We start from the raw sequence: 20,741 nt of genomic DNA, 5'->3' as shown, positions 1-20,741 counted from the left end.
CGGCCACGGGTGCGCAGCGGCTTGCGACAGCTACATCTTGCCGTGCTCCAGCGGCCGCTGGCGATGCATCAGCGCCCACTCGGCGTGCTCGGCCAGCGCCGCCTCGCCCAGCGCGCGCAGGATCTCGCGTTGTTCCGTCGCGTCGCTGGTCCTGGCCAGCGCCTCGCGCGCCTCGTCGAAGATGCGCTGCATGAAGCGGTATTGCTTGATCAGCTCCTTGTCGGCCTTCTTGAACGCATAAGCCTCGCGCACCGCGGCGAGGATCGACAGGATGCCCATGACCACCACCAGGATATTCTTGGTGTCGGCCGACAACCGATGCGCCAGCGCGGCCAGCACGATGCTGATGCCGATGCCGGCAAACAGGCTGGCAAAACCCAGCATCTCGGTGAGGTGGTGCTGCCGGGCGCGCTGCACGGCCTTGCTGCGGAAGTAGTCCACCTGGCCGCCGTGCGCGGCGTCGCCGATCCATTCACTGATGACTTCGCGCAACTCCTCGTCCGGGTCGCCCAGGCGTGCGGCTGCGCGGTCGAGTCCCGCGCTGCGCATCACGTTGCGCGTCCAGCCCAGTTCGATGTCCTGCTTCTGCATGAAACTGTCCTGCGCGAACTCGGGGTCGCCGGTGAGCGAGATCCCGGCACGGCGCCAGTAGCCCTGTACCCGCAGCCCCTCCGCCAGCGCGCGATAGTCCAGGTACTTGCGATGCCAGCCGCGCCGCCTGGCGAGCGTGCTCAGCCACACGCCGCTGGCGAACAACAGCAGGAACACGTAGATGAAGTCGTCCTGGTCGGGCAGGTTGTCGTAGATCGTGAAGGCGATGCCCATCACTGCCGCCAGCGTGTAGATCACCCGCATCGCCAGCAGGACGCGCTGGCGAAAATGCACCGCCAGCCAGTCCGCCGCGCGGAACAGCGCCGCCTCGGGGCGCGCCAGCGTGGCGGCGCTGCTTGCGGGCGTGCCGCCGGCTGTCGCGTGGTCTTCAATCTGCTGGTGGTACTTCGCGCCATCCGCATCGAACTCGGCCATGTGCGCGAAGGTATGCTGAAACGCCATTGGCATGGGCGTATCGGGTGGTGAGATCTCCGTTTGCGTACGCCACAGCAGCTGCCCTGGCTGCAGCGGCGGCAGCGGTACGCCGTCTGCCGTATCGCGCGAGCAGACGATCTGGCAGACCAGGCGCTCGTCGCCGCTGCCCAGCAAATGCCGGCGGCCGCCACGGCGGCGTTCGATCAGGCCGGGCATCACGCCACTGAGGAAATACTCCGTCACCTGGGCGGTGCCGCCGAGCCGGGCCGAGTGCTTGCCGTCCCAGATCGCCAGCAGCAGATGGCAGTGACGGGCGATGAACACGCCAGCCTGCCCATACTGGCGATCGCGCTGGGGGCCATCGCTGCCGATGCCGTGGTGCGTGCTGTCCGGCAGCAGGGGCAGGTCGATCACCTGCGCGCGGGCGCACAGCGCATCGAAGATGGCGCGGGTGGCCTGGTGGTGGAAGTCCTCGACATAGAGATCGCGTGGCAGCGGCAGGGGCGCGATCAGTCGCGCGCCGACGGCCAGCGCTTCCTCCGCCACCAGTTGATCGCCGCCCTCCGCCAGCGCCGACAGCACCACCAGCGGCAGCGTGGGGAAATCGTGTTGCAACTGCGTGAAGAATCCCCGCACGCGTCGCCGGACCATCGCGACTTCGTGGGCGGGAATGTTGCGGTGGCTGGTCACGCCGACCACCAGGGGCACGGTGATCGGCAGGATGGAATTTTCAGGCGTCATCATGGTGTGGACCAGTACGTGATGGCTGCACGCATGGGCTTGCATGACGTTCGCATGGTGGCAGGACAGATCAGCATCGGTGCCCCTGAAGCGGTGTTGATGGCGGCGGTGGTGACCTGGCCGACCAGCCGTTTCGGCACTGCATACGTTTCAGTCGGCCCAGGCCCGGTCCTGGTGGCTGTAGCCGATGAAGGTGTAATAGCAGAACGCAGGTAAGTCTCGAGCCTTGCATCATGAAATCTCGCAGCTGTACCTGCGTTCCGTTGTGACGACTCCCTGACGGGGCCCTGCTGGCTTTCAGGGATCTGCCAGCGGGATTCGGGTTCACCACCCTGGATGACCACGGCGTGGAAAAGTGGACCTGACCCCCTTTGGTCCGACCCCTTTGGTCCAGTCTCGGCGGGTTCTTCCGAGCGATCTTGGGCCGCTACAAGTTCTTGATCGTCGGGTCTGTTGTGGTTGCCCGAGGAGAAGTAGCTATCGTGGAATACGGTTTGCCATTGATGGTGGCGCACAGCTGGTAAATCCATTCGCCTATCGAACTGATGCCGCCAGGGTCGTTGTTGTTGTCCGTTATCTGGATTTCTCCGTTGTTCGTTAACTGCAGTCCCGTAAACACATTATTGGTTGGCGTCTGGATCCAGGCAAAGCCTGGGCTGGTAGCGTTGATGGAATTGAATGACCCGCCGGCCGCGTTGCCGGTCAGCTGCCAGGAGATCGTGGTCACCTGACCGTGGCCCATCTGGTTTCCATTTCCTGCCTGATCGACGTCCAGGCTGTTGTCCTTGAGTGACACCTTGAGAATTACATTCGGCATGGTCTGCTCCGGGAAATTCACGCGAGGCACGAGAGGCGGCCCGCAACGCCTTGTGGCACTACCGCTTGCCCATCGTTTGCGCGACTGGGGTCGGATGGGCGACTTGGGTGGCATCGACCTGCATGATTTGTGCGATGCGGTTCGCGAACGGGGCGTTGACCGGATAGTCGACATCTGTTCGCTGCAATACTGCGAGCAGTGCGGGGTCGCGATAGCCGGCTTTCCACAATCGTTGAATCAGCGGTGTGGCTTCGGAACGTTTCTGCAAGTTCAGCAGCGCCTCGACTTTCAGCGCGAGCAAGCGGGGGTCGGAGTCTTCACCATTCACCCCTTGTGTCACCTTCAAAGCGTCGGACCGCAGCCGCTGTGCCGATTGCCTGTCGCTGCTTGCATCGGCGAGCAGCAAGTTCGCTGTCACTGTATCCAGCAGCAGGCTGCGATCTTCAGGTTGCTTGGCGAATAGAGGTTTGAGTGTGTCCAGCGCAGTTTGCACCTGCGCACGCGCTCTGCTGGCTTGCCCACTAGCCAGGGATTCGGCAGCCTGCTCGATCTGCACTTCGGCGCCGTACTGTTTCCAGCTGGCGTTGGCTGGATCCAGCTCGATCAGCTTTGAAAGAATGTTCAGCGACTTGTCGGTCATGACTTGTGCCGCTGGCAGATCGCCATTCAGGCGTTTCAGTCGGCTCAGCTGCGAAAGATAGATCGCCAATTTCAGCTGAAAGCTGGTTTGCTTTGGATCTATCTGAACCAGCTGGGTGGCAATGTCGATCGCCTGTTGCAGGTCCTGCATGCCGTTGTCGATGTCGCCGGTCATTGCCAGGGTACGGCCGAGAATGGCGCGTACCCGCAGCACGTTCTCACGCTGGGAGTTGTTGCGGGGATCGCGCACCGACAAGCGAGTCTCGATGATGTCGTCGGCGTGGTATTCGGCAGCGGCCTCGGCCAGATCGCCGCGCTGCAACGCCAGCTTGCCGAGATTGTTGTGTGCGTCACCCAGCGCGGACATCCATTTGGTGTTGGCTGGATTGGCAGCGACCAGCTCGCCTGACAGCTTCAGCTTTTCTTGATACGCGATGGCGGCGGCGTCCGATTGTCCGCGTGCTTCCAAGACGTGGCCAATATTGTTTTCGGTCGTTTGAAGTTCGAATTTCAGCGACAAGTCATGGATGGAGTGCGATTGCGCCAACAGCAGTGCCTTGTGCGCAGATTCAAAGTATTGCTGGGCGGCGTCCAGGCTCCCTTGGGTCCATTCGGTCATGCCGATGTAGGACAACGTGCGTGCATAAGCCGCTTGACGAGCGATGTCCGTTGGAGCGGCGGCAGCCAGCTGCAATGAGAGTTGGGCGGAGGCCCGAAACGATTTCAGCGCCGCCGGCAGAGCGCCCTGGTCCAGGCGCACAGTCCCGATTTTTTCCAACGCCTTGGCTCGCTGTTCAAGTGCCTCGTCGGTTACGTCTGAGGTAGGTAATGCAGCGAAATACTCCATCGCCTTGTCGTCTACGCTTTGAATGATGTCCAGGCGCGCCACCTGCGCCAGCTTGTCGTTGAGATCGCCGAGCATGAAGCCGACCAGGTCTTCCGCCTGCTTCTGCCGACGCTCGGCATCGAGGCGGGCGACGACGGCGGCATGGCGTGCAAACAAGGCAGCGATCGCGAGCGTGGTGGTCAGCGCCATGACCACCAGCGCCAGCGTGGTGATCGCGGCCATGCGCCGGTTGTGCCGCCGTAGCTCGCGCTGCTTGAGCTTGTCGTAATCCAGACCCAGCAGGCCGGCGATCAGCTTCAGTTTGGCGTTGTTCCTGCCGTCCTTGCCGGGGCGCGCATCGGCGGCGATCGGTTCGGCAGGTTCGGCCGTCGGTTCGCCATTCGCATCCAGGAGCTGGCGCAGCGCCGGCGCAAGACATTCCTCGGCTTCGCGACCGGGCAACGCAGCAGCATTCGGTTCGCCCGCGACGATCAGGCAGAACACGTTCTCGCTGCGGCCCAGCCGCTTGAATGCCAGCACTTCCTCGTTGACCCAGCGCGACGTCGCCGCTTGCGGCGAGCAGATCACGATCAGGTTGGCCGATTGCGCCAGTGCCTCGTTGACCTTGCGGCCGAGGTCATGCGCGCTGGCCAGCTCGTCGCGGTCGCGGAAGATCGGCGTGAGGCGCCCGGGAACGATGCCGACGGCGGTGGCCTGGCCGACCAGCCGTTTCGGCACCGCATACGTTTCCAGCGCCTTGTGCAGCCAGTCGGCCCAGGCCCGGTCCTGGTGGCTGTAGCTGATGAAGGCGTAATAGCGGAAGGCTGGTGAAGCTGAGTCCTGCGTCATGACATCCGGCACTCCCGTGCCTGGTCAAGCAGTCCTTGCCGGATGGTCCCCTGCATCGAGATGGCCGGCGGCAACCCCCGTGCCTGCCGTGCTGGCTGTCCCCGCCTAGCGCAAGATAGTACCAATGAACATGATTTGCATCACACTTTTCGCATTTTCCCGACTGACCATGCGGCCAGCGCTGCCTTGCCTCTCGCCGGGGCGGGCAAGCGCGGTAAACGGGTGCCCGGTCGTCGTGGATGCAGGGCGCTCAGCGTGTCGCCGGTTGCAGCGTCAGCGTGTGCTCGCTCTTGCCGGGCAGCAGCGGGGTGGGGCGGCCGTTGACCCAATCCGCATGCCCCGCGCCGAAGTACGGCGACAGCGGGTGGTCACTCTGGCCGCCGGGCATGTTGAGGATGCCGTCGGCTTCGTGGCCGGGCGCCACGTCCAGGTGTTCGGAGGCGCCGAAGCCGGGCGCGGCGACGTGCGGCATGTTGTGGTCGCCGGGGATCGGCTGGTCGGGCATGTCGATGAAGTGCGCGAGCCAGCGCGGCAGGGCGCGGGAAAGCGGATGGCGGATGTCGGCGCGGTTGTGCGCGCCCCAGCGGCGTGCGGCGAGGCCGCCGGGTTGCCGGCCGAGTTCGGCTGCCACCTGGCGGGCGGCGTCGACGAGCAGGGCGTGCCAGTCGGGGTATGTTGGATCGAGCAGGTGCGCGGGCTGCGCGCGCAGCAATGCCCACACGGCGGCTTCCGCGCTGTTCTCGCCGGGCCAGCTGAAGTCCGGGTAGCGCTGCTGCACCCGTGCCGCGAACGGGGCCAGCACCGCTTCGCTGACCCGGTCGTGGAACGCGCGTACCAGCCGGTAGTCGACGCTGTCGACGGCGGCGTGGCCGCGCCATGAAGCGGTGAGCTGGCGCAGCTGCTGCAGCGCTGGTTCGGTGTTGTCGGCCAGGGTGTCCTGCAGCAGGCGTTGCCAGCGGGTGAGGAACACGGCGCGGTCGTCCAACTGGATGTCGAGCAGGTTGCCGGGGGTGAAGCTGGCGTGGGCGCGCAGGTCGTCGCGGATCTGCTGGGCGCGGGCGCCGAGGTCGTGGCCGCCGTTGCCGAGCAGGGCCAGCGCCTCGCCGTCGACGGTGCGGTTGTTCGCCGTCCACAACCGGCCGTCGGCGGGGTTCTCGATGCGCGGGTACTGCGCCGGCATGGCCCAGCCCTGCCAGCCGCTGCCGGCTTTCGACCAGTCCGACGGCAGCAGCGGGTCGATGCCGGCGCGCAGCGGGATGCTGTTGCCGGCGAGGGTCCAGCCGATGTGGCCAGCACGGTCGGCGACCAGCAGGTTCTGCGGTGGCATGCCGAGCCGTGGCGCCAGCGCCAGCGCGGCGGCCACGTCGGTGGCGCGCTCCAGCTGCATCAGCTCGACGTTGTAGCCGTGTGGCCGACCGCCGATCCAGGCCAGCGCCAGCGGCGTGCCGTCGGCGTCCTGGCCCATGATCGGGCCCCAGCGGGTGTCCTCGACCTTGAGGATGGTGTCGGGCTGGCCCTTGACCCGGATGTGCTCGTCGTGGCTTTCCACGCGGGCCCAGCCCTCAGGCACCTTGTAGCGGGAAGCATCGGCCGGATCGCGCAACACGCGTACCCAGTCCTGCCAGTCGCCGTAGCTGTTGGTGAAGCCCCAGGCGATCTGGCCGTTGGAGCCGACGACGATCGCCGGCGTGCCGGGCAGGCTGACGCCGTTGACGTCGCGCTGGCCGCCCGGTGCCGTGGGATCGGGATAACGCAGGCGGGTGCGGAACCAGATGTTCGGTACGCGCAGGCCCAAGTGCATGTCGTTCGCCAGCATCGCCGCGCCGCTGCCGGTGAGCGCACCGGCGACCGCGAAGTTGTTGCTGCCGGGGCGTGCGGCGTCGAGTGCCGGCGCCAGTGCGGCGACCAGGCTGGTCGAGGCCGCAGCGGCCGGCAGCCGATGCAGGTCGAACACGTCGGCGCCGGGAACCACCGGCGGGCGCGACAAGCGGCCGCTCAGCGGCGCTTCCCAGTCGGGGTCGGGTGCCAGCAGGAAATCCACCAGTGCGCCGGGCAGCACCGCGCGCATCTGCGCCATGCGCAACTCGCGTTCATTGCGGCCGTCGCTGTTCAAGTCCAGGTACATCGCGGCGATCACCAGCATGCTGTCTTCCGGACGCCACGGTTGCGGCTGGCTGCCCAGCAGCAGGTATTCCCACGGCCGCACGCGCAGGTCGGCAAGGCCGGCGTTGACGCCGTCGCGGTAGCAGTCGAGTTCGTGCCGCTGCTGCGGCGGCAGTTGCGCGTAGGCGGCCTCGGCCACGGCGCGCAGGCGGTGGCGGCGATGGTCGAGATCGACCTTCAGCGCAGCCGGCCCGACCAGCGCGGACAACTCGCCGGCGCTCATGCGGCGCATCAGGTCCATCGCGAAGAAGCGCTCCTGCGCATGCACGTAGCCCAGCGCGTAACTGAGGTCGGTGCGGCTTTTCCCCACGAGGGTGACCGTGCCCAGCGCGTCGCGGTCGAGGCTGACCGGCGCCGTCAGGCCGGCGGCCTGGCGCGTGCCGTCAAGCTGCGCCCGGCTGCCGGCGAGCAGCCACCACAGCACGAGGAAGGCCAGCAGCAACAGCGCCAGCAGGGCCAGCAGGGCCAGCAGCAAGCCGCGCAGGACGTGCCGGCCGGACGTCGTCCCAGACGTGGACGTCATGGCTTGGCGAACACCGCGAAGATGCCTGCGTACGGCTTGACCATGAAGGCCGGCGCGCCGGCGTAGCCTTCGCCGTCGACGTACAGCTGCGAGATGCTGCCGTCCAGGTAGAGCGCGTCGCGGCAGCCCAGCTTGTCGCGGAACAGCCGTCCGAATGCGTGGAAGTTCACCGGCGTCTCGCTCACGGCGAATACCACCTCGGTGGGAGTTTTCGCGCACACGCCGCTGCGCCATTTCATGCTGGCGGAGTCGTCGACGAACTGCTCGTTGAGCTTGCCGTCGATCAGCAGCATCGGCCCGGACTGGGTAGCCCATTGCGCACTCTTGCCGTCAGCCTTGAACGCGGCGCTGGTACGCACCGCGGCATGGCCGTCCGGGTATATGGCGAACACGCCGTTCGGCAGTAGCGAGAAATTGCCCGAAGCGGGGTTGCCGTGCGCCAGGTTCAGCGGCACCACGGTCCTGCCGTTCTCCACGTGCAGGCCGAGCGGCGCGAACTTGTGGTCGTAGATGCCCGCATTCGCCGCGAACAGCAGTCGCTGGCCATGCGCCTCGCCCCACTGGCGTAGCGCCTCGATGCTGCCGAACGGCTGGCCGCTGGCCGGTTCGCGCCAGTGCAGGCTCAGCGCCTCGCGTTTCAGGTTCACGTGCACGATGCGGTAGTTCTGGCCCTCGAACGCCAGCTCGCGGCTGTCCAGCGCCCGTGCGCCCGGAGTGCAGCCGGGCACGCCGGCGAACAGCAGCAAGAGTAACAACACCGGCGGCAACACGCGCTGCAGTGGCGGGAGTGGAAAGCGGCGGGACAGCAAAGTGGATGGACGCATCCGTCGATGGTCGCCGCCCAGCCGTGCGGGTGCAAGCCCGCCCCTGCGTCGGGGGACGGCTGCCGTTAAACTCGGTTCTTTTCGCGGTGCCCGGCCATGCCCTATACCCCGATAGTGGCGACTCTCGGTTATGTACTGTCGCCCGATCGCAGCGAAGTGCTGATGATCCACCGCAACGCCCGCCCGGACGACCTGCACCTGGGCAAGTACAACGGCCTCGGCGGCAAGATGGAACCGGGCGAGGACATCGCCGCCTGCATGCGCCGCGAGATCCGCGAGGAGGCCGGCATCGAATGCGCGTCGATGCAGTTGCGCGGCACGCTGAACTGGCCCGGCTTTGGCAAGCATGGTGAGGACTGGCTGGGTTTCATCTTCCTGATTGACAGCTTCAGTGGCGAGGCGCACCAGGGCAACCACGAGGGCACGCTGGAATGGGTGCCGCGGGCGCGCCTGATGGAGCTGCCGATGTGGGAAGGCGACCGCCACTTCCTGCCGCTGGTGTTCGACGCCGACCCACGCCCGTTCCACGGCGTGATGCCGTACCGGGATGGCCGCATGCAGTCGTGGTCGTACAGCCGGCTGTGAGCGCTGGCGGCGTGGAACCGACGCAGGTCAGGCCACGTCGGTCGTCCATTCGTGGCTGCCGAACTTGCTTTGCGCAAGCGCTTCGGCCTGGGCCAGTTCGTCGGCACGCAGGTGGTCGTCGCTGAGTCCGTGCAGGCGGCGGAAGGTGGCGACCATGCGTTCGATCACCGCCTCGCGCGGCAGGCCGGTCTGGCTGCGCAGCGGGTCGACCCGCTTGGCCGCGCTGGCGGTGCCCTTGTCGGACAGTTTCTCGCGGCCGATACGCAGCACGTCCAGCATCTTCGCCGCGTCGATGTCGTAGGCCATGGTGACGTGATGCAGCACCGCGCCGCCGCGGTGCACCTGCGCGGCGCCGGCAATCTTGCCGCCTTCGGAAGTGATGTCGTTGAGCGGCTGGTACCACGCCTTGATGCCCAGTTCGGCCAGCGCCTGCAGCACCCACGCGTCGAAGAAGGCATAGGCTTCCTGGAACGACAGCCCCTTGACCAGCGACTGCGGCGCGTAGATCGAATAGGTGATGGTATTGCCCGGCTCGATGAACATCGCACCGCCACCGGAGACCCGGCGCACCACCTCGATGCCGTGGCGCTTCGCTGCCGCGCCGTCCACTTCGTTGCGCAGCGACTGGAAGCGGCCGATCACCACCGCCGGCGAGGCCCATTCCCAGATGCGCAGGGTGGGCACGCGGCGGCCGGCGCCGACTTCGTGGGTCAGCACGTCGTCCAGCGCCATGTGCAGGGTGGGTGATTGCGGTGCGGTGTGGATCAGCTGCCAGTCGTGGTCGCGCCAGTCAGTGCGCATCATGCGGCGGGTTCCTTGTGCAGGGCGCGGCGCACGGCCACCGCGATGGCTTCCGGGGAAATACCGTACATCATGACGTCGGCAGCGAGCGCCTCGCGCACGGCGGCGGCCAGCGCAGCTTCGTCGGCATGCTCGGGCTGACCTGTCAGCGCACCGTTGATCGCGCCCAGCGCGGCGTCCGGTTCGAGGAAGAAATCGCCGCTGAGCTGCACGTCGGCAAGGCAGCCGTCGCGCAGCTCAAGGTCGATCACCACCAGCTTGCCGCCGGGCATCTTGTATTCGCCGTGCATCGAGAGCGTCCCTTGCGTGATCCGGCGATTATAGCTTTGCCCGCTCAGTGGCCGCGGTCGTGGAAATGGCCGGTGCCGGCGCCGATCGAGATGCTGACGCCGCCGCGGGGATGGTCGCAGCTGCCGAACGCTTGGCTGAGATTCACCGTGCCGGTTTGGTAATTGCCGCTGACGTGGTTGCCGCCGACCACGCCCATGCCGACGCTGCCGTGCATCTGCGGCTGGTTGTAGGTGGCGTCGTCGCAGTCGGTGCCCGTCGTGGCGTCGACGGTGTTGTTGTTGTCCATGCGCCCGCTGGTGTCGCCGTAGTAGACGCCCGGCGGGTCGCGCGGCGGTGTGGTGGCGGCGCTGTGGTGTGACCCCGCGCTGCCATCAGCGATCCACGAGCAGCTCGTCTATCTGCCGGCGCAACGGCTCCAATCGTGACTGCACCACATCCCAGACCAGGGCATCGTCGACCTCCGCGTAGCCATGGATCAGGATGTTGCGGAACGCGATGATCTGGCGGTGGTGTTCGATCTGCGCCAGCAGCGCCATATCGTGGCGGGCGAGCTGGGCCAGCGCCTCGCCGATGATTTCGAACTGGCGTTCCACGGCGGCGCGCAGCATGGCATTGCGCTGGTATCCCGCCCAGTCGTATCCGTCCACGAACCCGGCAAGCGCAGTGGCTGCGCTCTGCACGTCGTACAGATATTTGGCGGTTTCAAGCCGCATACAACTCCTGGCGCTGAGCTTGTACCGACTGGCGGAAGTACGGGTTGCGGATGGCGCGTTCCACGATCAGCTCGACCGGCGCGCCCAGCAAGGCCTGCAAATCCTCATGCAGACCGAAGAAAGCCGTGGCGTAACCACCCGGCGGCAAGGTATCGAACTCCACCAGGAAGTCGTAATCGCTGCCGGCCTTGGCCTCGCCCCGTGCCGCCGAGCCGAACACTGCCAGTCGGCGCACGCGGTGGCGGCGGCACAGCGTGGCCAGGCCCTCCCGGTGGGCCTGCAGATGTTGCAGCGATGGCGCATCGATGTTCATGGCGGCAGCATAACGCGCGGCGGTGCGGGCGTGGCGATCAATCCACCCACACTGATCCGCGATGAGCCCATTTACACAGGGTGCAGCATGAAGCCTTGCGGCTGGCTCGGGGGAAAACCCGCCGCCCCGAACCGATCACGCTGAACGTAGTTCGCGCCAGCGAACGAAGTCGACGCGCCGCCTGGACACCCCCACTATCGTCGTATTCAGTGGCCGCGGTCGTGGAAGTGGCCGGTGCCGGCGCCGATCGAGATGCTGACGCCGCCGCGGGGATGGTCGCAGCTGCCGAAGGCCTGGCTGAGATTCACCGTGCCGGTCTGGTAATTGCCGCTGACGTGGTTGCCGCCGACCACGCCCATGCCGACGCTGCCGTGCATCTGCGGCTGGTTGTAGCTGTAATCATCGCAGTCGGTGCCCGTCGCGGTGTCGACGGTGTTGTTGTTGCCCATGCGCCCGCTGGTATCGCCGTAGTACGTGCCGGGTGCGTCGTGGCGCGGTGGTGCCGCGGCGGTGCTGCTGGCGGCCGGCAGGCTGTCGGGCGGCAGTTTCAGGTTCAGCGGCTTGCTGGCGCTCTGCGCCCATGCCGGCGCGGCGAGCAGCGTGACCAGCAGGGCGGGAAGAAAACGTGGGATGTTCATGCGTGCTCCGAGGCTGTCACGGATCCAACGCGCAAGGCTGCGCTGGCGTGTACATCCCTGTTGGAAAGGTCGCGCGCCGACAAGTTCCTGCCTCTCGCCGCAGGGCGGGCAATGCCCGCCGCTGCTGGCCGCGATGCCTGTTGAAGAGCCGGCGGGCAATACCCGCCCTGCGAAGCCGTCCTGCGGATGGAATGCGGGTTGGTTCAACCGGTGGTTTCGATCCGTTCGACGTGGCGCAGGCCGCGCGGCAGCAGGCCGCCGCGGGTGGCGCGGTTGCCGCCGTACTCGACCAGGTCGGCCCACTTCAGGGTGAGCTTGCGCGCGCCGGCGTACATTGTCACTTCGCCCTTGCCCTCGCTGACCACGGCCACGCCGGCCACGCGCTCGCCCTCGGCCAACTGCTTCTTCGGGATCTCGATCAGCTTGTTGCCCTTGCCCTTGTCCAGTTCCGGCAGCTCGGCCACCGAGAACATCAGCAGGTGGCCTTCGCTGCTGACCACCACGATGCGGTCGCGCGCCGGGTCGGCGCTGAGCTGCGGCGCCAGCACCTTCGCGCCGTCGCTGAGCGAGATGATCTGCTTGCCGGCCTTGTTGCGGCCGGTGAGTGCCTCGAAGCGGGTGACGAAGCCATAGCCGAAGTCGGTGGCGAGGATCAGCCGGGTGTCGTTGTCGCCGGCGATCACCGCGTCGAAGCTGGCGCCCGCGGCCGGGCTGAAGCGGCCGGTCAGCGGCTCGCCGTTGCCGCGCGCCGAGGGCAGGGTGTGCGCGGGTGTGGAATAGGCGCGGCCGGTGGAGTCGATGAACGCCACCTGCTGCGTGGTGCGCGCCTTCACCGCGGCGAGCAGGCCGTCGCCCTCGCGGTAGTTGAGCGCATCGGCGTCGACGTCGTGGCCCTTCGCCGCGCGCGCCCAGCCCTTCTGCGAGAGCACCACGGTGACCGGCTCGCTCGCCACCAGCGCGCTCTCGTCCAGCGCATGCGCCACCTCGCGCTCGACCAGCGGCGAGCGGCGGTCGTCGCCGAATTTCGCCGCATCCGCGCGCAGCTCGTCCTTGATCAGGCCCTTCAGCTTGGCCGGCGATTTCAGCAACACGTTGATGCGCGCGCGCTCCTCTTCGAGCTGGTCGCGCTCGGCGTTGATCTTCATTTCCTCGAGGCGTGCCAGCTGGCGCAGCCGGGTTTCGAGGATGTAGTCGGTCTGCTCCTCGCTGAGCCGGAAGCGCGCCATCAGCACCGGCTTGGGCTCGTCCTCGCTGCGCACGATGCGGATGACTTCGTCGAGGTTGAGGTAGGCGATGCGCAGACCTTCCAGCAGATGCAGGCGACGCTCAACCTTGGCCAGGCGGTGGTTGAGTCGGCGGGTGACCGTGCTGGTGCGGAACGTCAGCCACTCGGCGAGGATCTTCTTCAGGTCCTTCACCTGCGGCCGGCCATCCAGGCCGATCATGTTGAGGTTGACGCGGAAGCTCTTCTCCAGATCGGTGGTGGCGAACAGGTGCTGCATGGTTTCGTCCGCGTCGACGCGGTTCGAGCGCGGCACGATCACCAGCCGGGTCGGGTTCTCATGGTCGGACTCGTCGCGCAGGTCCTCGATCATCGGCAGCTTCTTCGCGCGCATCTGCGCGGCGATCTGCTCCAGGATCTTCGACGGGCTGACCTGGTGCGGCAGCGCGGTGATCACGATGTTGCCCTCCTCGCGCTGGTACACCGCGCGGGCGCGCACCGAGCCGCCGCCGCTCTGGTACATCGCCAGCAGGTCGGCGCGCGGGGTGATGATCTCCGCCTCGGTCGGGTAATCCGGCCCGCGCACGTGCTCGCACAGGTCGGCGATGGTGGCGTCCGGCTCGTCCAGCAGTCGGATGCAGGCGGTAACCAGCTCGCGCAGGTTGTGCGGCGGGATGTCGGTGGCCATGCCCACCGCGATGCCCATCGAGCCGTTCAGCAGCACGTGCGGCATGCGCGAAGGCAGCCAGCTCGGTTCCTCCAGCGTGCCGTCGAAGTTCGGCACCCAGTCCACCGTGCCCTGGCCCAGTTCGCCCAGCAGCGCCTCGGCGATCGGGCTGAGCTTGCTCTCGGTGTAACGCATCGCCGCGAAGCTTTTCGGGTCGTCCGGCGAGCCGAAGTTGCCCTGGCCGTCCACCAGCGGGTAGCGGTACGAGAACGGCTGCGCCATCAGCACCATCGCCTCGTAGCACGAGGAATCGCCGTGCGGATGGAACTTGCCGATCACGTCGCCGATGGTGCGCGCCGATTTCTTTGGCTTCGCGGTCGCGGCCAGGCCCAGCTCGCTCATCGCGTAGATGATGCGCCGCTGCACCGGCTTCAGGCCGTCGCCCACGAACGGCAGCGCGCGGTCCAGCACCACATACATCGAGTAGTCGAGATAGGCCCGCTCGGCGTATTCCTTGAGCGGGATCTGTTCGTAATTGGCTTGCAGGTTCATGCGGTTGGATCAGGGAAGTGGCGCGCGACGCGCGGGATAACCGGTCGATGGTGCCAGAAAGCTCCCTGTTCTTGTAGGAGCGCAGGGTCGGCGCCGCGTACGGTGGGCACCGCCCGCCGCTCTTTGCCGCCACCGGTCAAAAGCCGGCGGGCGGTGCCCGCCCTACGGCGTGGGGCCGGCGGCGTCTACTCGCGCACCGCCTCGATGCCCAGCTGCCGTAGCTGCACCAGCACGCTGTCCGGCCCGGCCAGGTGGGCGGCGCCGACCGCGATGAAGACGGTGCCGGGCTGTTGCAGCATGGTGGCGATCCTGGTTGCCCAGGCCTCGTTGCGCTGTACCAGCAGCAGCTGGTACAGCTTCGGTTCGCGCCGGCGCATGTCGTCGTTGCCGATGCGGGCGATCGCATCCACGTCGCCAGACTTCCAGGCATCGATCAGCTCGGTGAGCTTGGCCGAGTCGTCGGCCGCCTCGCGCATGGTCGAGCGCAGGAAGTCCAGTTCCACCGAGCGCGGCATGTCGGCGAGCAGGCGGATCTGCTGCTCCGCGGTTTCCAGTCCCAGCACCGGCTTGCCGGCGGCGGAGGCCTGCGCCTTCAGCTGCTTGTCCACACCATGCTCCGGATCGAGCCCGGCTTTCAGCAGCGGCGACACGGTGAGTGTCAGCGCGGCCAGCCACGGACGCATCATGTCCAGCGTCTGCATGCCACCGGGTACGCCGGCCTTGTTCGCGAGGATGCGCAGCCGCTGCGCATCCGCCTCGCCAAGCTGGGTCGACAGCGGGTGCGTCGGGTCCATGCCGTGGCGCAGCACCAGCGCGGCCATGTTCGCCGCATCGTCGTCAACCAGCTCGATATACAGCGTCTGGCTGTCCGAAAGCGCGCGGTCCAGCGCCGGGTAATGCCAGCTGGCGTCGTTCGGCAGCAGGTGCACGGTGCCGAACAGATAGATCGTGGCGTCGGCTTTCTTCACCACCCACAAGGCAGGATTCGCCAGCGCCGAGGTACAGGCGAACAGCAGGGCGAGGCAGGCGAGCAGGCGCAGGGTAAGCGAGGGTTTCATGCGGGGAGTGTCGCGGCAAGCTCGTAGTTGTTCAATCGGCCGCGAGGAAAAAAGTCCCGGCATCGAGCCCGCGGGGTTTGCAATGGCCGTCCATGGCTACAGGCCAAGCAGCTTCCAGACCCAATAGACGCCTATGCCTATTTGCACGGCGAAGGCGGTGAAGCGGGCATTGACGGCGATGACGCTGGTCGAGGCCAGGTGAATGCCGGACTGGACGATCCGGGCGCCCAGCAGCCAGGGCGCAAGCGTATCGGTGACTTCCGCCCGGCCCATCACGATGGCGACCAGCAGCAGGCCGCCGAGGACCGGCAGGCTCTCGACGCAGTTGGCGTGTGCGCGGGCGAGCCGCTGCATGAACGGCGAGATATTCGCGTTGTCGGGCTTGAACTCATTCGAACGGACGCGGCCCGTGACCACGAGGTAGCCGCGCAGCGCCTCCATGACGACCAGCAGGAGCAGCGTCCAGGCGAGGAACAGGATAAGTACCAGGGCTGAGGTGGTCATGTTCGGTCGGCGGATCGCGTGTGGTGATGGTTTCGGGGCGAAGGTGATTACATCAAATTGATCACCTGCGCCTACTTTGCTCGAAGGGCTGACTCAATTTCATCCGTCCTGTTATTTCGATGCTCTGCCGCTTATGCATGGCCCATTCCAGGACTGACATTCAATGTAGTCCTCAAGCCTTCGTGCACGTTCGAGCGTGTAAGAGGCAAGACACCGATATTTCTCCTCGGCTTCGTCGCTTCCACCCTGTACGTCAGGCGGGCTTTGAGGGGCTTCATAAGCACAAGATTTATCCCGGTACTCAAGCCAGGCTTTCTGAGCATCACGGAGGTCTTTGGCATCGACCTCATACTTGACCTGTTGCTTATAAAGCTGATTGAGGTAGTCGTCCGCCTGCTTATAAAGGCGAGCAGCGCACATGCCCCGTTCCATCTGATTGCTCTGCATCTCGATGTCGCAAACCGGGACAGGTGTCGTAGCAAGCGCCGGTGCTACAAGAAACGTTGCAAGGAGAGAAAGAAGCTTGCCTTTCATCACTATTGTCCCTTGAGATAGATTAACGTTGTAGTTGAGTGGCGCCGCAGCCGTCCGCCTCGAACGAACTGTTATTCCACATTGCACAAGACCAGATACGCCGGCTCACCGGATCTGGAAGGGTATGTGAGAAAATTGCTCCTGACACCTTTCTGTTATGTCGGTTGCGACTTTGCTGTGGCGCATGGCGATGCACTAACCCATCGTATGAAAGTGGTGTCGGCTGGGGCTAATTGTCAGCAGCCAGCCAGATGGCGTGCCGCATATGTAAGTCCGAAGAGCTCCTCTGGGTAAAAGCGGAATGCTGCGTGGTCCGTTTGGGCTCCTGCAGCGATCCAGTCTTGCCCTAACCGGGAATACTGCTCCTCGGAGAGTCCGGCGTACCGCTCCCAAGGATATCGAAGACCCTTGAAATTCTCCCCGAGCTCTTCCAGCACTGCGTTTGCATCCCGTCCGAGCCTAGATGGGCCGATGCGCTCCCCAGCCACCTCCAGCAAGCGCCGCTGAATATCGTCCGGGAGTAACTTGAAGATCTCGGCATACCGATGATGTTTCGGCGCTTGAGAGGTGGTGTATTGCTCTACAAGAGCTTTCAAGGCCAACTCAAAAGCGAGCAGTCGAAGAAGTGTGGCAGCGTCGAAATGCTCGCCCGATTCGGTCAAGGTGTTAGCGGCCTCGGTCCAAGACAGGCTTTCTCGAAGCATGAGCATGCGACGCAATGCGTCCATGGCGACTCACTCGAATTGGATTTCAAATTGCAGCGTAAGCCCGCGGCTTATCCCACACCAGTGGTGACATCTTTCCGGCTTTTACTACCTGATTCAGTACTTGGCTTGTCCTGCGCAGCTTGGTGGCGCAATCTGATTTCGCAGCGTTTCGACGCGTCATGTCAGGTCATCTCGCGAAGACACGGCACCGTCTCGAAATACCCCTGCCGGTCATCCTACATCGCCATACGACCACCGTTCGGGCGTGGCAGGAACTGGCCTGTGCGGTGCTTCTTCGCAATGCTCGCCACGCGAACAGCCGCGCAAAGCTCACCGCGGCACCCGATACCCACCCGGCACGCCGCGCGGGCTCAGGGTGAGTTGCCACAGCTGGTCGCGGCGGCTACGGAACACCGCGGCCGATACGGCCAGGTAATAGCGCCACATGCGCCGGAAGCGTTCGTCGTAGCTGGCCGGCAGGCTGGGCCAGGCGGCTTCGACGTTGGCGCGCCACGCGGTGAGCGTACGGTCGTAGTCGGCGCCGAAGTTGTGCCAGTCCTCGACCACGAACAGATCCTCCAGCGCGGCGGCGACCTGGCTGGCGGCGGGGATCATCGAGTTGGGGAAGATGTACTTCTCGATCCACGGGTCGGGCTGCGCCGGCGCGCCGTTGCTGCCGATGCAGTGCAGCAGCGACAGGCCGTCGTCCTTGAGGCAGCGGCGCACGGTTTCGAAATAGGTGCGGTAGTTCTTGCCGCCGACGTGTTCGAACATGCCGATCGAATACACCGCGTCGAACTGCTCGTTGACCTCGCGGTAGTCCTGCAGGCGGATCTCGATCGGCAGCCCGCTGCACAGCTCGCGCGCGTAATCGGCCTGCTGCTGCGACACGGTGATGCCGACGCCCTCGACGCCGTAGTGTTCGGCTGCGTATTTCAGCGCCTCGCCCCAGCCGCAGCCGATGTCCAGCACGCGCTGGCCGGTCTTCAGCTGCAGCTTGCGGCAGACCAGGTCGAGCTTGGCGGCCTGCGCGTCGTCGAGGTTGCCGGCCTTGGCCCAGTAGCCGCAGGAATACACCAGGCGCTTGCCCAGCATGGCGTGGAACAGGTCGTTGCCGAGGTCGTAGTGGACCTTGCCGATCTCGAACGCGCGCTCGCCGCGTTGCAGGTTGACGAAGCGCGCCTTGAGGTGGGCGAGCAGGGTGTCGAGTGTTCGCAGTTCCTGGTCCAGCCCGGCGGTGAGCAGGCGGGTGCACAGCGCGGGCAGGTCGTCGGCATCCCACCAGCCGTCCATGTACGCCTCGCCCAGGCCCAGCGAGCCGTGCGCGAACACACGCGCGTACAGGCGCTTGTCGTGCACGCGCAGGTCGGTCGGGGCGTCGCCGTCGATGTGGATGCCGGCCTGTTCGAGCAGTTCGCTGGCGCGATTCTTCAAGTCGTCCTGGCTCATGCGTCGTCTCGCGGTGGATGGAATCGCGGCGGTCAGCGGCCGCCGAGCACGGCAAAGCTTGCCGGCGAACGTGCATACGTCGCGTCGACACCGGCTGCGCGCACCAGCTGCAGCAGTAGTTCGACCTGCTCCTCGCGCAGCAGGAATTCGATCTTCACCGGCAGGTCGTCGGCGAGCTCGAAGAACTGTTCCTCGTGCAGCACGCCATGCCGGCCGAAGCCGGCGATCGCCCGGAACACCGAGCCGCCGCCCAGGCCATGCGCCCTGGCCTGTTCCAGCAGCCACTCGGACAGCAGCATGCCGTCGTGCTTCGCGCGTGAGTGGCAATAGAAGGTCAGGTGCACGCCTTGCTGCAGGTTTTCGTGGTTCATGCGGTACCCCCGGTCAGTGGCGCAAGAGGCTGCGGGTGAGCGCGATGCCGAGCACGGTCATCGCCAGCGAGCCGGCCACGTGCACGGCCACGTGGCCGCTGAACCACAGGTACTGCTGGCGCAGCAGCAGCGTGGCCGACTCGGCCGAGAAGGTGGAGAACGTGGTCAGTCCGCCGAGGAAGCCGGTGAACACGAACAGCCGCAGCGCCGGCGACAGCGTCTGGAAGTGGTCGAACAGGCCCATCACGCAGCCCATCAGCAGGCCGCCGGCGAGGTTCGCCGCCAGTGTGCCCAGCGGCAGGGTGGGGAAGACGGGGTTGAGCAGCACGCCCAGTCCCCAGCGCAGCCAGCAGCCCAGCGCGCCGCCGATGCCGATTGCCACAAATCCGTTCAAGCCCACGTGCGTGCCTCCCGACAGTGAAAGTGTCCGGTTGCCGCGGCAGGCGCGCCTGCGCCGCCGGGAACCGGAGGTGCAGGCATCATCAGCTTCAACGCAGGATCGCGAGTAGCGGTTTGGCCCGGCGCGCATGAAGGTGCCGGAACAGGAGGCATGCCATCTCCGAGCGGCCATCCTAATGGATCGGGCCGGTCGATCGTCAAGCGCAGCGGTTCTATACTGCGCGGCCCCTCGTAGCCACCGTGCCGCCATGAGCCCAGCCCATCGCCCCGTGCGCCGCAGCCTGCCGTGGCTGCTGGCCGCGCTGTCGATGATCGGGCCGTTCTCGATCGACGCGGTGTTCCCGGCGTTTCCGCTGGTCGGCGCACGCTTCGGCGTGGACGCCACGGCGCTGCAGCAGCTGGTCAGCGTGTACCTGGCCACTTATGCCGTGATGAGTCTGTTCCATGGCGCGATCTCCGACGCGGTGGGGCGCAAGCCGGTGGTGGTCGCCGGCCTGCTGGTGTACGCGGTGGCGTCGGTGGGCGCGGCAGTATCCAGCTCGTTCGCCATGCTGCTGACGTGCCGCGCGCTGCAGGGCATGTCCGCCGGCGCCGGGCTGGTAGTGGGCCGGGCGGTGATCCGCGACAGCCTGGAAGGGCCGGCTGCGCAGCGGCTGATGTCGCAGGTGATGATGATCTTCGGGGTGGCGCCGGTGATCGCGCCGATGGTCGGCGCGCTGCTGCTGCCGCTGGGCGGCTGGCACGGCATCTTCTGGCTGCTCGCCGTGTTCGCGCTGTTGCTGGCGCTGGCCTTGCAGCAGTTCCTGGACGAAACCCATCCGCCGGCACGGCGCACGCAGTTTGCGCCGCGGCCGCTGCTGGCAGGCTACCTGTCGTTCGGCCGCGACGGCGTGTTCTGGCCGCTGCTGGTTTCCAGCTCGGTCAATTTCGCCGGGCTGTTCCTGTACATCGCCTCGGCGCCGCATATCGTGCGCGGGCTGCTGCAATTGTCGGCGCAGGGTTTTCCGTGGCTGTTCGTGCCGGTGGTGAGTGGACTGATCGGCGGCGCCTGGCTGTCCGGGTGGATGGCCGGGCGGCACAGCGCGAAATCCACGGTGAGCCTGGGCTATGCGGTGATGCTGCTGGCGTGCGCGGCGCACCTGTTGCTGGCGCTGGCACTGCCTGCGCCGCGGCTGCCGTGGTCGATGCTGCCGCTGATCCTGCACGGCATCGGCGTGCAGCTGGCGTTCCCGACGCTGACCTTGCTGCTGCTGGACCGCTTCCCGCATCACCGCGGCGGGATCTCCTCGGTGCAGGCGTTCGCCAGCCTGCTGCTGTGCAGCTTCGTGGCCGGGGTGATGTCGCCGCTGCTGTCGGCGAGCATGCTGCAGCTGGCGCTGGGCGCGTCGGCGCTGACCCTGCTCGGCGTGCTGGCGTGGTGGTGGTATCACCGCATCACGCGCTATCCGTTGGAGCCGCCGCTGGCCGACGTCGATACGGCGGCCGGGATTCAGGCAGGGATCGCCGAGCCGCGTTGAGGCGCCGCCGCA

General features: G+C 66.3%; 20 protein-coding genes, 1 pseudogene and 1 riboswitch. Of the genes and pseudogenes, 2 read left to right on the top strand and 19 right to left on the bottom strand.

Going from position 1 to position 20,741, the window contains the following annotated elements; translation table 11 throughout:
- Window positions 1-30: 30 nt before the first annotated feature.
- The 5 genes from IMW82_RS16150 to IMW82_RS16130 form a co-directional block, all read right to left on the bottom strand.
- Window positions 31-1,770, bottom strand: coding sequence for a hypothetical protein (locus IMW82_RS16150; RefSeq protein ID WP_244754385.1), 1,740 nt, complete (start codon window positions 1,768-1,770; stop codon window positions 31-33).
- 424 nt (window positions 1,771-2,194) lie between these two features.
- The gene (locus IMW82_RS16145) at window positions 2,195-2,584 is read right to left on the bottom strand and encodes a hypothetical protein (RefSeq protein WP_211005304.1); all 390 of its coding nucleotides are present in this window, start codon (window positions 2,582-2,584) and stop codon (window positions 2,195-2,197) included.
- Window positions 2,585-2,642: 58 nt separating this feature from the next.
- Window positions 2,643-4,898 carry a TIR domain-containing protein gene (locus tag IMW82_RS16140; protein WP_211005303.1) on the bottom strand — a complete coding sequence of 752 codons (2,256 nt, stop codon included), beginning with the start codon at window positions 4,896-4,898 and terminating at the stop codon, window positions 2,643-2,645.
- A gap of 250 nt (window positions 4,899-5,148) precedes the next feature.
- Window positions 5,149-7,584, bottom strand: a complete 2,436-nt coding sequence (locus IMW82_RS16135; RefSeq protein WP_211005302.1) for a penicillin acylase family protein — start codon at window positions 7,582-7,584, stop codon at window positions 5,149-5,151.
- Entirely contained in the window at window positions 7,581-8,354 is a 774-nt protein-coding gene (locus IMW82_RS16130; protein ID WP_211005383.1) for a phosphodiester glycosidase family protein, read from the bottom strand. The genes IMW82_RS16135 and IMW82_RS16130 overlap by 4 nt, the downstream gene beginning before the upstream one ends.
- 150 nt (window positions 8,355-8,504) lie before the next feature.
- On the opposite strand from IMW82_RS16130, the gene IMW82_RS16125 reads away from it, so the two are divergent.
- Window positions 8,505-8,993: an 8-oxo-dGTP diphosphatase gene (locus tag IMW82_RS16125; protein ID WP_108471092.1), complete on the top strand. Its 489-nt coding sequence runs from the start codon at window positions 8,505-8,507 to the stop codon at window positions 8,991-8,993.
- Between the two features lie 27 nt (window positions 8,994-9,020).
- On the opposite strand, the gene IMW82_RS16120 is transcribed toward IMW82_RS16125, so the two are convergent.
- From IMW82_RS16120 to crcB, 14 genes and pseudogenes are all read right to left on the bottom strand, one after another.
- A complete protein-coding gene (locus tag IMW82_RS16120) occupies window positions 9,021-9,797 on the bottom strand; it encodes a biotin/lipoate A/B protein ligase family protein (RefSeq protein WP_211005301.1) in 777 nt (258 codons plus the stop codon).
- The gene (locus IMW82_RS16115; RefSeq protein ID WP_211005300.1) at window positions 9,794-10,084 is read right to left on the bottom strand and encodes a biotin--protein ligase; all 291 of its coding nucleotides are present in this window, start codon (window positions 10,082-10,084) and stop codon (window positions 9,794-9,796) included. The genes IMW82_RS16120 and IMW82_RS16115 overlap by 4 nt, the downstream gene beginning before the upstream one ends.
- A gap of 44 nt (window positions 10,085-10,128) precedes the next feature.
- Window positions 10,129-10,404 (bottom strand): annotated as a pseudogene (locus tag IMW82_RS16110) (hypothetical protein); the annotation flags it as partial.
- A gap of 52 nt (window positions 10,405-10,456) precedes the next feature.
- Complete coding sequence (locus IMW82_RS16105; RefSeq protein ID WP_211005299.1) at window positions 10,457-10,798, bottom strand: HepT-like ribonuclease domain-containing protein; 342 nt, start codon at window positions 10,796-10,798, stop codon at window positions 10,457-10,459.
- The gene (locus IMW82_RS16100; protein ID WP_211005298.1) at window positions 10,788-11,111 is read right to left on the bottom strand and encodes a nucleotidyltransferase family protein; all 324 of its coding nucleotides are present in this window, start codon (window positions 11,109-11,111) and stop codon (window positions 10,788-10,790) included. The genes IMW82_RS16105 and IMW82_RS16100 overlap by 11 nt, the downstream gene beginning before the upstream one ends.
- Window positions 11,112-11,317: 206 nt before the next feature.
- Window positions 11,318-11,749, bottom strand: coding sequence for a hypothetical protein (locus IMW82_RS16095; protein ID WP_211005297.1), 432 nt, complete (start codon window positions 11,747-11,749; stop codon window positions 11,318-11,320).
- 203 nt (window positions 11,750-11,952) lie between these two features.
- The gene (gene parC, locus IMW82_RS16090; RefSeq protein WP_211005296.1) at window positions 11,953-14,190 is read right to left on the bottom strand and encodes a DNA topoisomerase IV subunit A; all 2,238 of its coding nucleotides are present in this window, start codon (window positions 14,188-14,190) and stop codon (window positions 11,953-11,955) included.
- Window positions 14,191-14,375: 185 nt separating this feature from the next.
- On the bottom strand, window positions 14,376-15,248 hold the full coding sequence (locus IMW82_RS16085) for a TraB/GumN family protein (RefSeq protein ID WP_211005295.1): 873 nt from the start codon (window positions 15,246-15,248) through the stop codon (window positions 14,376-14,378).
- Between the two features lie 96 nt (window positions 15,249-15,344).
- Window positions 15,345-15,752 (bottom strand): MAPEG family protein, encoded by a 408-nt coding sequence (locus IMW82_RS16080; RefSeq protein ID WP_211005294.1) that lies wholly within the window; start codon window positions 15,750-15,752, stop codon window positions 15,345-15,347.
- A gap of 111 nt (window positions 15,753-15,863) precedes the next feature.
- A complete protein-coding gene (locus IMW82_RS16075; protein WP_211005293.1) occupies window positions 15,864-16,286 on the bottom strand; it encodes a lysozyme inhibitor LprI family protein in 423 nt (140 codons plus the stop codon).
- Between the two features lie 236 nt (window positions 16,287-16,522).
- Window positions 16,523-17,014 carry a HEPN domain-containing protein gene (locus tag IMW82_RS16070; protein ID WP_211005292.1) on the bottom strand — a complete coding sequence of 164 codons (492 nt, stop codon included), beginning with the start codon at window positions 17,012-17,014 and terminating at the stop codon, window positions 16,523-16,525.
- 309 nt (window positions 17,015-17,323) lie between these two features.
- Window positions 17,324-18,442 carry a cyclopropane fatty acyl phospholipid synthase gene (gene cfa / locus IMW82_RS16065; RefSeq protein ID WP_211005291.1) on the bottom strand — a complete coding sequence of 373 codons (1,119 nt, stop codon included), beginning with the start codon at window positions 18,440-18,442 and terminating at the stop codon, window positions 17,324-17,326.
- A gap of 32 nt (window positions 18,443-18,474) precedes the next feature.
- The gene (locus tag IMW82_RS16060; RefSeq protein WP_211005290.1) at window positions 18,475-18,813 is read right to left on the bottom strand and encodes a DUF190 domain-containing protein; all 339 of its coding nucleotides are present in this window, start codon (window positions 18,811-18,813) and stop codon (window positions 18,475-18,477) included.
- Between the two features lie 13 nt (window positions 18,814-18,826).
- On the bottom strand, window positions 18,827-19,213 hold the full coding sequence (crcB, locus tag IMW82_RS16055; protein ID WP_027494033.1) for a fluoride efflux transporter CrcB: 387 nt from the start codon (window positions 19,211-19,213) through the stop codon (window positions 18,827-18,829).
- 66 nt (window positions 19,214-19,279) lie between these two features.
- A riboswitch (Fluoride riboswitch) is annotated at window positions 19,280-19,383 on the bottom strand.
- 77 nt (window positions 19,384-19,460) lie between these two features.
- Between crcB and IMW82_RS16050 the strand changes: the two genes are divergently transcribed.
- Window positions 19,461-20,729, top strand: a complete 1,269-nt coding sequence (locus IMW82_RS16050; protein ID WP_211005289.1) for a multidrug effflux MFS transporter — start codon at window positions 19,461-19,463, stop codon at window positions 20,727-20,729.
- The last annotated feature ends 12 nt before the right edge of the window (window positions 20,730-20,741 follow it).

The sequence above is a fragment of the Rhodanobacter sp. B2A1Ga4 genome (genome assembly GCF_018101315.1).
GTDB lineage: Bacteria > Pseudomonadota > Gammaproteobacteria > Xanthomonadales > Rhodanobacteraceae > Rhodanobacter > Rhodanobacter thiooxydans_A.
Note: the sequence above shows the minus strand (reverse complement) of the source record. Positions and strands in the feature narration are given on the sequence as shown.